Here is a 14,133-nt window from a genome sequence, read left to right as displayed (position 1 = left end):
CGTTTTCGAGCGAAGTGGATACCGGTTCGCATAGCAATCAAGTTTACGCAGATTGCGTAGACTTATCTGCGGTAGAAAACCCGTCAAAAAAGGAATCGGGTTTGAAGTTACGCCTTACGCAGCGCGAAATGCGCGCCGCAGAATGCCATCACGGCGCCGAGGCATAACGCCGCAAGACCCGAAAGCACGCCCGAAATCGTCGGGATCGGGCTCGGCGCGGAGGCGGCCTGGCCGGCGCCGGCCAGGATCAGCACGCCGACCGCGATCAGGAACTGGCGCATCCGCTGCGGGATTTGGCCGGACACCGCACTGTGCATCAGATTGGCGGTGAAATAGCCGCCGCAAAACCCGACGCTCGCAATCAGCCACCACGCAATGGCCGCGCCCGCGGGCATGAACTCACGGGTATCGGATCGCCACAGGCCGCCGAGGTCGAGGCCGTAGCGCGCGCCCAGCATGTGAACGGCAAGCGCCAGCAGCACCCCGGATATCATCGCGCCGGCCAGAATCAGGCGTCGCGGAAAATAGGTCGTCTCGGCCATGGCCTGCTTGTAAGGTAAAGCCGGCTGGCCGCGCAAGCTGCGCGCTCGGCCCCTACCGGGATTTTTGAATTGCCAACCTCACTACCGGACAGGACGGAGACATCGGGCGATAGCGCGCCCGAAACCCGCTATGTCTACAAGGCGTCGCTGATCGGATCGGCGCATGAATTCAAGCTGACCGATGCCGGCTTGTCCTGGCATATCTCGGGCAAGTCCGGTGTCTGGGGTTACGCCGACATCGCGGCGATCCGCCTCAGTTACAAGCCGTCGTCGATGCAGTCCCGCCGTTTCCGCGCCGACCTCCAGGGCAGGGATGGTGGACGCATCACCATTCTCTCGACCACCTGGCAAACCGTCTCGCTGATGGTGCCGCAGGATCACGACTATCGTGCCTTCATCACCGAGTTGCATCGGCGTATGGCGAAGGCGGGCAGCAAGGCCGCGTTGATCGCCGGTATCGGACGGATCACCTACGCCGCGGCCCTTGCGATGGTGACGTTGCTCGGCATCGCGATGGCCGGACTTCTGGTGCGCGCGTTCGCGACCGGTGAATGGTACGGCGCGTTGTTTCTGGTTGGCTTCGTCGCGCTGTTCAGCTGGCAGATCGGCGGCTTCATCAAGCGCAACCGGCCGCGCGCTTACGACTTCGACCATTTGCCGCAAGCATTGCTGCCGTAGAACGCGCAATCAAGCGCAATCAAATGTGACTTCGCCAAGGGCGCCGCATGCGGCAACGTGCCAATGCGTTCCCCGCGGTTGGATGAGCATTGCTGCGAGCATGAAGTGACGGATCGAAGCACGCGATTGCCGACCGAGGCCGAGATTGCCGCCATCAATGCGCAGCATTTGATCCGCACGCCGCTGAAGCCGGCTGATCTCTTGTTCGTGTTCGGCACCCGCGTCGATGTCAGGGAGCGCGTCGATGAGGCGGTGAGGCTCTGGCGCGACGGCTATTTTCGCTGCTCGGTCGTCAGCGGCGGGATCACGCCGGGATCGGCGCGCTCGGAATGCGAAATCATTGCGGACGCGATGATCGCACGCGGCATCCCGCCCGGGCGGATCCTGCGGGAAGATCGCGCGATGAACACCGGCGAGAATGTGATCTTCTCGCTCCCGGTCATCGACGCCGCGCTGGGGCTGGCGCATGTTCGCAGCGTGATTTGCCTCGGCAATACCTGGACCGCGCGCCGCTATCCGATGACGCTGCACCGGCACTGGCCGGAAGTGGAGAAAATGCTGGTCACGGTCGACAGCTTTGCGACACCGCGGTCGCTCTGGCACACCGATCCCGAATTCAGGCGGCGCATGCTCTGTGAATGGGACAAGATCGAGCCGTACAAGGCGAAGGGCTTCATCGCCGAGTGGCCGGTGAGATGAGGGCGACCGGTCTATTCGGTCGATTCGAAATCTTCTTCGCTGGCGCGCAGCATTCCCGCCAGCGTGCGCAGCGCCGCATCGAGCTGGTCGACGGGCGGTGCGGCCAGCGCCAGCCTGATTGCGTTCGGCGCATGTCCGGGGCTCACCGCAAAGGTCGACGAGGGTGTCAACGCGATGTCCCGGCGGGCTGCGGCGGCGACGAAGGTCTGCGACCGCCAGTGGTGCGGCAGCGTCAGCCACAGATGGTAGGATTTCGGGTTGGCCTGCAGCTCGAAGCCGGCCAGCCGTTCGGCGGCAATGTGCTGACGCCGCTGCGCATCGATGCGCTTGAGCCTGACGAGTTCGGACGCGGTGCCGTCGGCCATCATGCGTTGCCCGGCCGCGAAAGCGTATCCCGAGGCCGTCCATCCGCCGGAACGAACCGATGCCATCATGCTCTCGCGCAAACGTGGCGGCGGCACGATGAAGCCGAGCGCCAGACCCGGCGCGACCTTCTTGGAAAGGCTGTCGAGCACGACGCAGCGATCGGGTGCCAATGCCGCCAGCGGTGCCTCGTCGTCGAGGAATCCATAGACCACATCTTCGATGATGGTGAGATCGAGTTTCTCGACGACGCGCAGCAACTCGGCGCGGCGCGAGGCCGGCATGGTCATGCCCAATGGATTCTGAACCGTCGGCTGGATGTACAGCGCCGACAGATGCGCTTCTCGGTGAGCCTTTTGCACGGCATCGGGACGCACGCCGTGCTCGTCCATCGTCAGCGGCACCAGTGTCACGCCGATCCGGGCGGCGATGCCCTTGATGAAAGGATAGGTCAGGGCCTCCACGCCGCAACGGCCGCCGGCCGGTACGATCGCGGCCAATGCGGCGGCGATGCATTGCCTGCCGTTGGCGGTGAAGACGATCTGCTCGGGGCGCGCCGACCAGCCGTTTTGGGAGAGGAAGTCCGCCGCGATGTTTCTTGCCGCTTGCGTGCCGGCGCTGGTGCCTTGCCGCAACGCGATTTCGAGGGCTTCTGGCCGCTCCAGTCCCTCAAGGCTTTTCGCGATCAGGGCTGATTGTGTCGGCAGCAGCGGATAATTGACTTCCAGATCGATGCGGGCGCCGCGTGGTTCGGTCAGCGTGGTGATCGCACGGGGCGCCTGTCCGGAAATGAACGTGCCGCGTCCGACTTCGCCGACCACGAGGCCTCGCCGTAACAATTCCGTGTAGACGCGGCTCGCGGTGGAGACCGCGATCTTGCGCTCATAGGCGAAACTGCGCTGCGGCGGCAGGCGATCGCCCGGTTTGAGCCCGCCATTGGCGATCTCGGAGGCAACGGCATCGGCAAGCCTGAGATATTCGAACTTTGACATAATTGCACCGAGAGCAATGTTTTACTTGCACCGAGGAATGTACCGGATCATTTTGAACCTATCAAGCCTGAGATTGCACTGAGGAGAGTGCAAACAATCAGACCCAAAGGCGCTGCCGCTGATTCCCAGCGATTGCGTCGGCGGCATTGCCTTGCCGCGTGAAAACCAATTGGAGAAGACCAATGACCATGATGTCCCAAGCTGCAGCCCAGCCTGCCATTCCCTTCGCATCGAGCGGATTTCTCCGCCGGTTCGGGATCTGGGCGCATGTAATCGCCGCGTATCTGGATCGCCGGGCGGCGGTCAAAGCGCTGCGCCAGCTGGACGATCGTGAACTCCGCGATATCGGAATAACCCGCAGCCACATCGAGCAGGCGGTTTGGGGTCTCGCAGACCCGGATCTCGGGCGGCTCCGGTAAAGGCTGCGTGCCTTGATCTGGACCAACACAGAATTGTGGCCCGGTCGATCGGCCGGGCTGCATTGTGACTGCGTATCGCTATCGCTGCATCAATGCCGGACCACCAGCACCGAGCATTTGGCGTAGCGCACCACATGGCCGGCATTGGAGCCGAGAAAATAGGTCCGCATCGCCGGCCGGTGCGACGTCATCACGATCAAATCGGCCTTGATCGCCGCAGCCTCTTCCAGGATCTCGTGATAGATACCGCCTTGCCGCACCACGGCGGAAATGCGCGACGCCTCGATGCCGGATTCCTGCGCCACGATCGCGAGCGCCTCTTCCGAGGTCTGGCGCTGCTGGGCGTCGAAATCGGCCGGCACATATTCCGCCAGCATCACCGGCGTCATCGGCATGACGTTGAGCAGCCGCACCGTGCCGCTCCAGGTCTGTGACAGCGTTGCCGCTGTTGCGATCGCGGGCTTGGCCAGATCGGTGTCGGCGAGATCGAGCGGCACCAGAATGGATTTGAACATCCGCGCCTCCTGTCGGAAACGAGCCTAGCATGACGGCGACCCGAAGTCCGCCCGGCCTACTTTGCATGGGGTTGTTTTCGCGATTTTATCTCTGGGCTAGTCGTCCGACGTCTGCCTCAGCAGTTTCGGGCTGGTGAAGCGCACGAGGTTGCCGCGGCGAAACGCCACCTCGTTCCAGTCCTCGATCGCAAAATCGAGGATCGCAAGGCCGCTGGTCGGCAGATTGTCATGGAGGGCTTTTTTCGCGGCCGCATCGCCGCTGCCGGACAGCGCCAGCGCCAGTTCATGCATGCCGGGATTGTGGCCGATCACCATCAACCGCTTCGGATCGGTGGCTTCGGCCATGCGGATGATCTGCAGGAGATGCGTCGGGTCGGCGCCGTAGAGTTCGGCCAGGAACTCGACCTGCGGCGGGGCGAAATCCTTGGCCGCATCCTGCATCGCCTGCCGGACGATCTCCCAAGTCTGCAGCGCCCGCACCGCGGTCGAGACCAGAACCGTGTCGGGAACGGGCAGGTGCCGGCCGATCCAGCCACCGACGGCGGCGGCATCCAGCCGGCCGCGATCGTCGAGACGGCGGTCCTGGTCCTGCCCGGAGGGCGCATCGTGTTCGGTCTTGGCGTGACGCAGCAGCATCAAACGGCGCATGGGCGCAATCTCGATTCGTTTCGGCCTGAATTAATCTACAGGCTCATGCCCAGGACAAGGTGACAAGCGCCGCAGCGGTCCGTAAGAAAACGCCATGGCAGAGACTTTCACAAGTGCGACCAACGGTCCGGACGACGCGCCGTTTCGCTCGCGCCTGTCGTTCGACCTCGATGTCGACATCTGCGTGGTCGGAGCAGGCCTCGCCGGCCTGACCGTGGCACTGGAGGCCGCGCGGCTTGGCGCCAGCGTTGCTGTGCTCGAGGGCCGGCACGTCGGCTGGAACGCGTCCGGCAACCAGCTCGGCACCGTCATGCCGGGCTATAGTCTTCCGATCGGCGAGTTGATCGAGCGCGTCGGCCTTGAGGATGCCCGCGAGCTCTGGGCGCTGTCGAAGGAGGGCGCTGATTACATTCGCGCCGTAGCGACCGAAGAGGCGATGCCGGGCATCGCGCTGACCGAGGGGGCGCTGGAAGTCTCCAATGTTGATGCCGGCGAAACGCTGATCAGCCGGCTGCAGACGCTGAGCGAGGATTTCGAGACCGAAGTCGAGGGCTGGCAGGTCGATCGGGTGCGCGATCAGCTCAAGACCGGGCACTATTTCCACGGCATCTATTACCCCAAGGCGTTTCAGGTCGACGGCCGCAAATATGTCCATGGCCTGGCCGCGCTCGCAAGGCGGGCAGGGGCGCGCATCTTCGAGGACACGCCCGTGGTCAGCATCGATCCTTCGGGCATTCGCAAACGCATCGTGACGCCGTCGGCGCGGCTTCGCGCATCGCACATCGTGCTGGCCGGCAACATCCATCTCGGGGCGCCGTTGCGGCGGCTGTCGGAAACGCTGCTGCCGGTCTGGCGCTATGCCGCCGTGACCGAACCGCTCGGCGCGCGCCTCACGGACGCCATCACCTTTCAGGGGTCTGTTAGCGACAGCGACGGCATCGATCATTTCCGGATCGTGGAGGGCGACCGCCTGATGTGGGCCAGTCCGGAAACGACCTGGGACGCGCGGCCGCGCCGCTTCGGCGCGACCATCCAGCAGCGAATCTCCACCATTTTTCCACAGCTCGGCAAAGTCGGAATATCCGATGTCTTCGGCGGTGCCGTCGGTGTGACCGTCCACGACATGCCGCAGATCGGCCAGTTGCGGAAAGGATTGTGGGTCGCCTCCGGCTTCGGCCGCCAGGGGATGAACACCGCGGCGATGGCGGGGCAATTGGTGGCGCGCAGCATTCTGTGGGGTGACGAGCGCTGGCGGCTTTTTTCGCCGTTCGAACTGGTCTGGGCAGGCGGCACGACCGGGCGGGTCGCCGGTCACCTGATCGGCATGTGGGGGCGGGGAAGTTCAGCGGCCGCGGGCGCGCTGGCCCGTTATCGGGAAGGCATGCGCGCCAAGGAGCGGATTCGCGAGGCGCGGGTGGCCGAGGCCAGCCGGCAGGCCGGAGCCAGGCCGCCGATCCGTCACCGTCCGCCGCCGGGTCCGTCGCGGCCGGTCCGCCCGCAGCCGCCGTCGGAAGCCCCGGACGGTGCAATACCGCCGGTCGCCGCCTCGCAGGAAAGTGAGCGAATTCCGGACGGATCCGTGTAACTTCCGCACGCGCGCGCCGTATTTGATGGCGAACCACCTTGTTCCGCCTCGCACGGAGACATCAGATGATCGACCGCCGTATCCTGCTCGCATCCGTGGCCGGCCTGTTCGGCCTTGTGGCCTTCCGCTGGTTGCGCACAACTCCCGCGGAGGCCGCCGAGAAGTTCGAGATCGAAAAGACCGACGCCGAGTGGCGCGCGCAGCTGACGCCGCAGCAATATGAAATCCTGCGCAAGCACGGCACCGAGCGTCCGGGCTCGAGCCCGCTTCTGAAAGAGCACCGCAAGGGCATCTTTGCCTGTGCCGGCTGCGACCTGCCGCTGTTCGCCTCGGAGACGAAATTCGAGAGCGGCACCGGCTGGCCGAGTTTCTACCAGCCGCTCGACAACGCGCTCGGCAAGACCGAGGACCGCACCTACGGCATGCTGCGCACCGAGGTGCATTGCAGGCGTTGCGGCGGCCATCTCGGTCACGTCTTCAACGATGGACCGAAACCGACGGGGTTGCGCTACTGCATCGATGGATTTGGGATGGTGTTCCACCCGGCCATGGCGTCGGCGACCTGACCGATTCCACCTCTGCTGCCCGGCAATTGTTGCCCGCCCGGCAATTGTGCCCCGGTCCTTGGACCGGGGTTTTTCATTTAAGATATTGATATAAATATATTTTCTATGTTGGCATAACGCTTGCGACGTCTTCCTTCGATTGCGGCCCTGAATTTTGGCAAACACCGGCACGCCGCCCGGATCGAAGTTGGAGACGATGTAATGGGTATCTTCGGCGCTCTCACCACGTCCGTCGCGGGCCTGCGGGCGAATTCCTACGCCCTAGAAAACATTTCCGGCAACATCGCGAACTCGCAAACGACCGCCTTCAAGCGGATCGACACCAGTTTCATGGATATCATTCCCGACACCGGTAGCACCGCGCAACTCGCGGGCAGCGTCACCGCCGGCTCGCGCAGCACCAACACCATCGCAGGGTCGGTGCAGTCGGCGGCGGTATCGACTTACATGGCGATCAACGGCGACGGCTTCTTTGCGGTGCAGAAGCCCGGCAGCATCTCCGACAACAACCCGGTGTTCGACGGCATCAATCGTTACACCCGGCGCGGTGACTTCTCGCTCGACAAGAACGGCTACCTCGTCAATGGCGCCGGCTACTATCTGGAAGGCGTGCCGATCGATCCGACCACGGGCAATCCGAGCGGCAGCGTGCCGCAGGTTCTGCGCTTCCAGAATGACTTTCTGCCGTCGCAGGCAACAACCAAGATCGACTACCGCGCCAACCTTGCGAGCTACCCGCTGACCAACAAGCACGACACCTCGGTGCCGGGATCGGAGTTGCTGCGGCCGGCCGACTTCATTTCAAATCCGAGAATCCTCGGGACCCCTGCGACTCCGTATTCCAATACGGCCGTGCTGGGTAACGCGCGGAACAACTATGAAACGATACCGCAGCCGATATCGGCAGGCACGTTGCTCACAAGCACGTCCGGCACCAACTCACTTCCTGCTGGATTTGCAAACGGCGATACGCTCGTGCTCAAGACCACCACCGGTGGCGTCACGACGACCAACACACTGTCCTTCTACACCGGTGCTGCGCCTGCTCCGGTAGCCGGCACCACTTTCATCGACCTTGCCACCGCGACAGTTGGAGGCCTGCTGACCACGATCGATGGCCTCACGGGCGGTGCGCCTGCTTCGAGCGTCTCCGCTGCAGGGGCCATCACGCTGAATACCGGTACCACGAACGACTTTACCCTTGCGGCCGGTGCGTCGGCATCGGCTGTATCGGCATTCCAGGCGCTCGGCTTCACGGGCACCGTCACGGGGCTTCGCGGTGGCGGCGGCACGGCTGGTACCGGCATCGTGATCGGCAGCGACAATAAGGCGTTTCTCGACGAGTCGATCAGCGGCGGCACCAGCACCGCCTACGACGGCAACGGCGCTCCAGTCGCCTTGCAATTCAGATGGGCCAAAGTGGAATCGGCCACACAGGGCGCAACGGACACCTGGAACTTGTTCTATCAGGTCAATCCCGGCGCCACCGGCAACACCGTCTCCTGGCAAAACGTCGGCACCGATTTCAAGTTCGGCACCAACGGCCAGATGCAGCCGGTTGTCGGCCAGATTACATTGACCGGTTTGACGGTCGCCGGCACCAGCCTCGGCAATGTCACAATGGCCTTCGGCACCGGTGGTCTCACGCAATTCGCTGATACCAACGGTAATGCTCAGGTGAACCAATTGCAGCAGGACGGCTACGCGGCCGGTCAACTGCAGAGCGTATCGGTCAGCAACGAAGGCCGCGTCGTCGGCAGCTACTCCAATGGCCGCAACATCGATCTGGCGGAGGTCAGCGTGGCGACCTTCAACGGCGCCGACTTCCTGAAGCGTATCGATGGCGGTGCGTTCGAGGTCACCAACGAATCCGGTGAAGCCCTCTACGGCAAGGGTGGCAACATTTCCGGCTCGTCGCTGGAATCGTCCAACACCGACATCGCCGACGAGTTCACCAAGCTGATCGTGACGCAGCAGGCCTACTCGGCCAACACCAAGGTGATCACGACGGCGAACACGATGGTCCAGGATCTTCTGAACGTGATGCGATAGTCCACGCAGTATTCCGTGGCGGTTTCCGAGAGCGGTAGTTTGTCATGAGTCTCAGCGACGCACTCTCCATTGCGATGTCCGGCCTGCGCACCAATCAGGCCGCGATGTCACTGGTGTCGTCGAATGTCGCCAACGCAGAAACGCCCGGCTACGTTCGCAAGACACTGAATCAGGTCGCGACCGATGCCGGGGCCTTTGGCAGCAACGTCCGGAGCGTTGGCGTCAACCGCGAGCTGGATCAGTATATCCAGGCACAGCTACGCACGGAAACCTCCGGCGCCGGCTATACCTCGCTGCGATCCAACTTTCTGCAGCAACTGCAGAGCCTCTACGGCAACCCGGGTTCGGTCGGCACGCTCGAAGATGCGTTCAACAAGCTGACCACGGCGGTACAGGCGCTGTCGACCAGCGCCGACAGCCAGTCGGCGCGGATCGGCGTCGTCAACGCGGCGAACGTGCTGGCGAGCCAGCTCAATTCGATGACGCAGGGCATTCAGACGCTGCGCGGCGCTGCCGAAAACGGCATCAGCGATTCCGTCAACACCGCCAACAACCTGATGTCGCAGATCGCGACCATCAACAACCAACTATCGGCCAATCCGCTCGGCGGCACTTCGACCGACGCATCGACGGCGGCATTGCTCGACCAGCGTGATCAGTACATCACGCAATTGTCCGAACTGATGGACATTCGCGTCACCACCAACGGCGCCAACCAGATTACGGTCTTCACCACCTCCGGCGTGGAGCTCGTGGGCAACCAGGCCGCCAGGCTTTCATTCAATGCGCAGGGCACGGTCACCCCCAACACGCAGTGGAACACCGACCCGTCGAAAAGCAACCTCGGCTCGGTCGTCATCTCCTATACCAATGGCGGATCGATTGATCTAACTGCCTCGGGCGGCATCAGGTCGGGTAAGATCGCCGCCTATACGGAGTTGCGCGACAAGTCGCTGGTCGAGGCGCAGAACCAGCTCGACCAGTTCGCGGCATCGCTGTCCAGTGCGCTGTCGGACAAGACCACCGCGGGCACCGCGGTGACGTCAGGCCCGCAGTCGGGATTTGATTTGAATGTTGCCGACCTGAAGGCCGGCAACATCATCCATGTCACCTACACCGACACCGCGACCAATACGCAGCACCAGATATCGATTATGCGCGTCGACAACGCCAGCGTGCTGCCGCTGCCGAACAGTGCGACCGTCGATCCCAACGACCGGGTGGTCGGTATCGATTTTTCGGGAGGCATGGCCTCCGTCGTTGCTCAACTGAACACGGCGCTGGGCGGATCGGACCTGCAGTTCTCCGGCTCGGGCTCCACGCTGACGGTGCTGAACAGCGCCGGCAACTCCACGGTCAACGCAGCTTCGGTCACCACGACGCAAATCAACCTGACCAACGGCAGCGCCGAGCTCTCGCTGTTCACTGACAGCGGCTCGCCCTACACCGGCGCGATCGGTGCGACGGGTTCGCAGATCACGGGCTTCGCGGGACGTCTCACCGTCAACAACGGGTTGGTCGCGGATCCCTCCAAGCTCGTGCTCTACAGCGCCTCGACGGCCGCGGGCGACACCACGCGTTCCGATTTCATTCTGTCGCAACTGACCACGGCAAAGTTTCAATATTCGCCGGCATCGGGCGTCGGCAGCGCCAGCGCGCCGTTCAAGGGCACGCTGCTGAGCTACATGCAACAGTTCACCAGCTCGCAGGGCGCGGCCGCCGACGCGGCGGCGCAACTCGCCGGCGGACAGGATGTGGTGCTCAACACGCTGCAGGAAAAGATGTCGTCGACCTCGGGCGTCAACATCGACGAGGAGATGGCGCATCTGCTGTCGCTGCAAAACTCCTATTCGGCCAATGCGCGTGTGATGTCGACCGTGAACGAAATGTACAAGACCCTGATGCAGGCGATTTGAGGTAGTCATGACCATTAGCGGCGTCAGCGGACGGACATCCTACATCGGCTCAGGCATCCTTGATCTGCGCAGCCAGCTCGACGCGCTGACTCAGCAGTTGGCGAGCGGCAAGATCTCCAACACCTATGCGGGGCAGGGCAGTGGCCGCAGCCTCGCTATCGGCTTGCGCTCGCAGCTCAGCGGCCTGGCCGGCTATACCGATACCGCGGTAAACCTGAACACGCGCATCAGCGTCGCCAACCTGTCGCTGCAGCGGCTTGTCGACGTCGGCTCGTCGGTAAAGGGCGCCGCGGTCAGTGCGGTCAGCGAGATCGACAACACCGGCCAGACCGCGGGACAGAAAACCGCATCGCTCGGGTTCCTTGATTCCGTCGATATGCTCAATGCCAAGTCCGGCGATCGCTACCTGTTCTCCGGCCGTGCCACCGACACGCCGCCGGTGACTCCCGCCGACGTAATCATGAACGGCAACGGCGCCCAGGCCGGGCTCAAGCAATTGATCCTGGAGCGCAAGCAGGCTGACGTCGGCACTAGCGGCCTCGGCCGCGTCGTGTTGACGGCGCCGTCGGTGACATCAGTGCAGATCGCCGAGGACGCTTCGCCGTCCGAGTTCGGCCTCAAGCTCAATGCGATCACCTCGACGCTGACGGGCGCGACGATCACCCAGCCGACCGGCACGCCGGCGGCGATGTCGGTTGATCTGGGTGCCACCAACCCGGCTGAAGGCGAATCGGTCAAGTTCACCTTCAATCTGCCGGATGGCACCACCGAGGACATCACTTTGACGGCCTCGACGGCGACGCCGCTGCCGGCCAACACCTTCGCCATCGGTGCCAACCCGGCCGCGACGGCTGCCAATCTCAACGCCGCCCTCAATACCTCGATCGGCAAGCTCGCCAATGGGCCGCTGGTGGCGGCATCAGCGGTGACGGCTGGCGACAATTTCTTCGACCAACCGCCGATGCGCGTCGGCACCACACCGTTCGGCGCGGCGACCACACTGGTGGCGGGCACGCCGGCGAACACTGTCAGTTGGTACAAGGGCGAAACCGGCACCGATTCCGCGCGCGGTACCGCCGTCGCGCAGATCGATCAATCGATCACGGTGCAATACGGCGCCCGCGCCGACGAACAGGCGTTGCGCTCGCAACTGCAGACCGTCGCGGTTTTTGCCGCGGTGACGACGTCGGTGACCGATCCCAATGCCAACGCGCAGATCGCTGCGCTGAACCAGCGCATTGCCCGGAATCTCGCGGACGTGCCGGGGACGCAGTCGATCCAGGACATCCAGGCCGACTTCGCCGGCGCCGGGGCGTCAATCAAGGCGGCCACCGATCGCCAGGCCCAGACCAAGGCGATCACGCAGACGATGCTGGATTCGATCGAGGGCATCAACGACGACGAGGTCGCGACCAAGATTCTCGCACTGCAGACCAGTCTGCAGGCCTCGTACCAAACCACAGCGATGCTCTACCAGACCTCGCTGACCAAATATCTCTGATGATCGCCGGCTGATAGCTCCTCCGACACGCAAAAAGGCCTCCTTGCGGAGGCCTTTTGTCGTTGTGGTATTGTCCGGTGCCGATCAGGCCGACTTGCGATCGGCTTCGCTGCCGGAGTTAGCCGCCCGCAGGTTTCTCGCGTCGGCGATCAGCTCTTCTTCGTGGCCGATCAGCTTCTTTGATTCCTTCAGGGCGTGGTACAGGTCGCCGTTCAGGATGTTATTGTTGATGCCTTCGATGAAAGGCCACGCGCTCGGCATGGTGCTCAGGATGTCCCGCACCAGGCTGAAATAGGTCGGGTGATGCGCCATCGGATCCGGCGACAGATACATCAGTTGCACCGAGAGATAGATCAGCTTGGCCGGCGTATCGGCGGTCTCGGGCGTCAGGATGTCTTTTTCGCGCAGGATCGGGATCCTGTCGCCGTCGATCAACAGGCGCGCGCGCTGGTCGGTGTTGGTCACCACGCAGGCGCCGATGATGATCCGCTCGTTCGGCTTGAGTTCAACCTTCAAGGCCATGCCTGTTCTCCGTCGCCGTTTTGAAAGCGCAGTCATTGAAGAGGGAAAGCGTGCCGCCAGCTACGCGCTGGCGCTCCTCCAGGCGATTCAAACGCAATCCTTTCCCATTATAGTTAACCATTGGTGAACGAGGCCAACCGGCTGCTTTTTCGTCTGTCGCCCAATGTGCAGCAATATCAATGGTTTTTCGAGGTAAGGCGCGTCAATGAAGGCAATTTGTTCCTTTTTTTGCGCGGGAGGAGTCCAGTTTCGATTCATTTCTCTTTAGGGGGCTTCGCTCCAGTTTGGCCTCACCCGATCGAAAAAGATTGGGACAACGACTGTTCCTCGATTTTCACACCAGAAAGGTATGAAACATGTCCATCGTTCTCTCTGCCTCGGTTCGTCAGAACCTGCTCTCGCTCCAGTCCACCGCCGACCTGCTGTCGACCACCCAGAATCGCCTTGCGACTGGCAACAAGGTCAACTCGGCGCTCGACAACCCGACCAACTTCTTCACCGCGCAGGGCCTCAACAACCGCGCCAGCGACATCAACAACCTGCTCGACAGCATTGGCAACGGCGTGCAGGTTCTGCAGGCCGCCAACACCGGCATCACCTCGCTGCAGAAGCTGGTCGATACCGCGAAGTCGATCGCCAACCAGGTGCTGCAGGCCCCGGCCGGCTATTCGACCAAATCCAGCGTCACCAGCGGCGCGAACGCCGGGGGAACGGCAGCCAACCTGCTAGGCGCAACGCTCGTGCAGGGCGACGTCCTGACGATCGCAGCGACCGGCGGCGGCACGGCGTCGAGCATCACGTTCGGTACCGGTGGCGCCGAAGTTGACACGCTGACCGAACTCAACGCGGCTCTCGCACCCAACAACCTGCAGGCTTCGGTTAACGACACCACCGGCGCGATCACGATCACGACGACCAACGATAAGGCTTCGGCCACCGTCGGCGCGCTCGGTGGCACCGCGATTGGTGCGGGCAAGGCATTCCTGCCCGCTTCGACGACCGTGGTCGCGGCGGTTGCCGACTCGGCTTCGCAGACCATTCGCGCGAGCCTGGTGAAACAGTACAATGACATCATCACCCAGGTCACGACGACATCGCAGGATGCGTCGTTCAACGGCATCAACCTGCTGAACGG

The 14,133-nt window shown here is 63.1% G+C and carries 14 protein-coding genes; 9 read left to right on the top strand and 5 right to left on the bottom strand.

All coding sequences use genetic code 11. From position 1 onward, the window contains the following. Positions 1 to 107: 107 nt before the first annotated feature. Entirely contained in the window at positions 108 to 542 is a 435-nt protein-coding gene (locus tag JQ629_RS14675; protein ID WP_192737728.1) for a hypothetical protein, read from the bottom strand. Positions 543 to 611: 69 nt separating this feature from the next. Here JQ629_RS14675 and JQ629_RS14670 point away from each other — a divergent pair, with 69 nt between their 5' ends. After that, complete coding sequence (locus JQ629_RS14670; RefSeq protein WP_212413291.1) at positions 612 to 1,220, top strand: hypothetical protein; 609 nt, start codon at positions 612 to 614, stop codon at positions 1,218 to 1,220. A gap of 105 nt (positions 1,221 to 1,325) precedes the next feature. Then, complete coding sequence (locus JQ629_RS14665) at positions 1,326 to 1,919, top strand: YdcF family protein (RefSeq protein ID WP_212413290.1); 594 nt, start codon at positions 1,326 to 1,328, stop codon at positions 1,917 to 1,919. 11 nt (positions 1,920 to 1,930) lie between these two features. Here JQ629_RS14665 and JQ629_RS14660 read toward each other — a convergent pair whose 3' ends face one another. After that, positions 1,931 to 3,274 (bottom strand): aminotransferase-like domain-containing protein, encoded by a 1,344-nt coding sequence (locus tag JQ629_RS14660; protein WP_212413289.1) that lies wholly within the window; start codon positions 3,272 to 3,274, stop codon positions 1,931 to 1,933. Positions 3,275 to 3,456: 182 nt separating this feature from the next. Here JQ629_RS14660 and JQ629_RS14655 point away from each other — a divergent pair, with 182 nt between their 5' ends. Continuing rightward, the gene (locus JQ629_RS14655; RefSeq protein WP_212264258.1) at positions 3,457 to 3,693 is read left to right on the top strand and encodes a DUF1127 domain-containing protein; all 237 of its coding nucleotides are present in this window, start codon (positions 3,457 to 3,459) and stop codon (positions 3,691 to 3,693) included. Positions 3,694 to 3,782: 89 nt separating this feature from the next. Here the strand turns inward: JQ629_RS14655 and JQ629_RS14650 are convergent, their stop codons facing one another. Both JQ629_RS14650 and JQ629_RS14645 read right to left on the bottom strand, forming a co-directional pair. Continuing rightward, on the bottom strand, positions 3,783 to 4,208 hold the full coding sequence (locus JQ629_RS14650) for a universal stress protein (RefSeq protein WP_211998895.1): 426 nt from the start codon (positions 4,206 to 4,208) through the stop codon (positions 3,783 to 3,785). A 96-nt stretch (positions 4,209 to 4,304) separates the two neighbouring features. Continuing rightward, positions 4,305 to 4,856, bottom strand: coding sequence for a SixA phosphatase family protein (locus JQ629_RS14645; protein WP_212413288.1), 552 nt, complete (start codon positions 4,854 to 4,856; stop codon positions 4,305 to 4,307). Between the two features lie 94 nt (positions 4,857 to 4,950). On the opposite strand from JQ629_RS14645, the gene JQ629_RS14640 reads away from it, so the two are divergent. From JQ629_RS14640 to JQ629_RS14620, 5 genes are all read left to right on the top strand, one after another. Continuing rightward, positions 4,951 to 6,441 carry an NAD(P)/FAD-dependent oxidoreductase gene (locus tag JQ629_RS14640; protein WP_212413287.1) on the top strand — a complete coding sequence of 497 codons (1,491 nt, stop codon included), beginning with the start codon at positions 4,951 to 4,953 and terminating at the stop codon, positions 6,439 to 6,441. 65 nt (positions 6,442 to 6,506) lie between these two features. Beyond that, positions 6,507 to 7,007 carry a peptide-methionine (R)-S-oxide reductase MsrB gene (gene msrB / locus JQ629_RS14635; protein WP_212413286.1) on the top strand — a complete coding sequence of 167 codons (501 nt, stop codon included), beginning with the start codon at positions 6,507 to 6,509 and terminating at the stop codon, positions 7,005 to 7,007. A 201-nt stretch (positions 7,008 to 7,208) separates the two neighbouring features. Next, positions 7,209 to 9,059: a flagellar hook protein FlgE gene (locus JQ629_RS14630; RefSeq protein ID WP_212038767.1), complete on the top strand. Its 1,851-nt coding sequence runs from the start codon at positions 7,209 to 7,211 to the stop codon at positions 9,057 to 9,059. Positions 9,060 to 9,103: 44 nt separating this feature from the next. Continuing rightward, positions 9,104 to 10,975, top strand: a complete 1,872-nt coding sequence (gene flgK, locus JQ629_RS14625) for a flagellar hook-associated protein FlgK (protein ID WP_212413285.1) — start codon at positions 9,104 to 9,106, stop codon at positions 10,973 to 10,975. A 7-nt stretch (positions 10,976 to 10,982) separates the two neighbouring features. Further along, entirely contained in the window at positions 10,983 to 12,476 is a 1,494-nt protein-coding gene (locus JQ629_RS14620) for a flagellar biosynthesis protein FlgL (protein WP_212413284.1), read from the top strand. An 84-nt stretch (positions 12,477 to 12,560) separates the two neighbouring features. Here JQ629_RS14620 and flbT read toward each other — a convergent pair whose 3' ends face one another. After that, positions 12,561 to 12,998 carry a flagellar biosynthesis repressor FlbT gene (gene flbT / locus JQ629_RS14615; protein WP_212264264.1) on the bottom strand — a complete coding sequence of 146 codons (438 nt, stop codon included), beginning with the start codon at positions 12,996 to 12,998 and terminating at the stop codon, positions 12,561 to 12,563. Positions 12,999 to 13,354: 356 nt separating this feature from the next. On the opposite strand from flbT, the gene JQ629_RS14610 reads away from it, so the two are divergent. After that, positions 13,355 to 14,133: flagellin N-terminal helical domain-containing protein (locus tag JQ629_RS14610; RefSeq protein WP_502752962.1), on the top strand; the 779-nt coding region annotated here is incomplete at its 3' end.

The organism is Bradyrhizobium sp. AUGA SZCCT0222, assembly GCF_018130205.1.
GTDB lineage: Bacteria > Pseudomonadota > Alphaproteobacteria > Rhizobiales > Xanthobacteraceae > Bradyrhizobium.
Note: the sequence above shows the minus strand (reverse complement) of the source record. Positions and strands in the feature narration are given on the sequence as shown.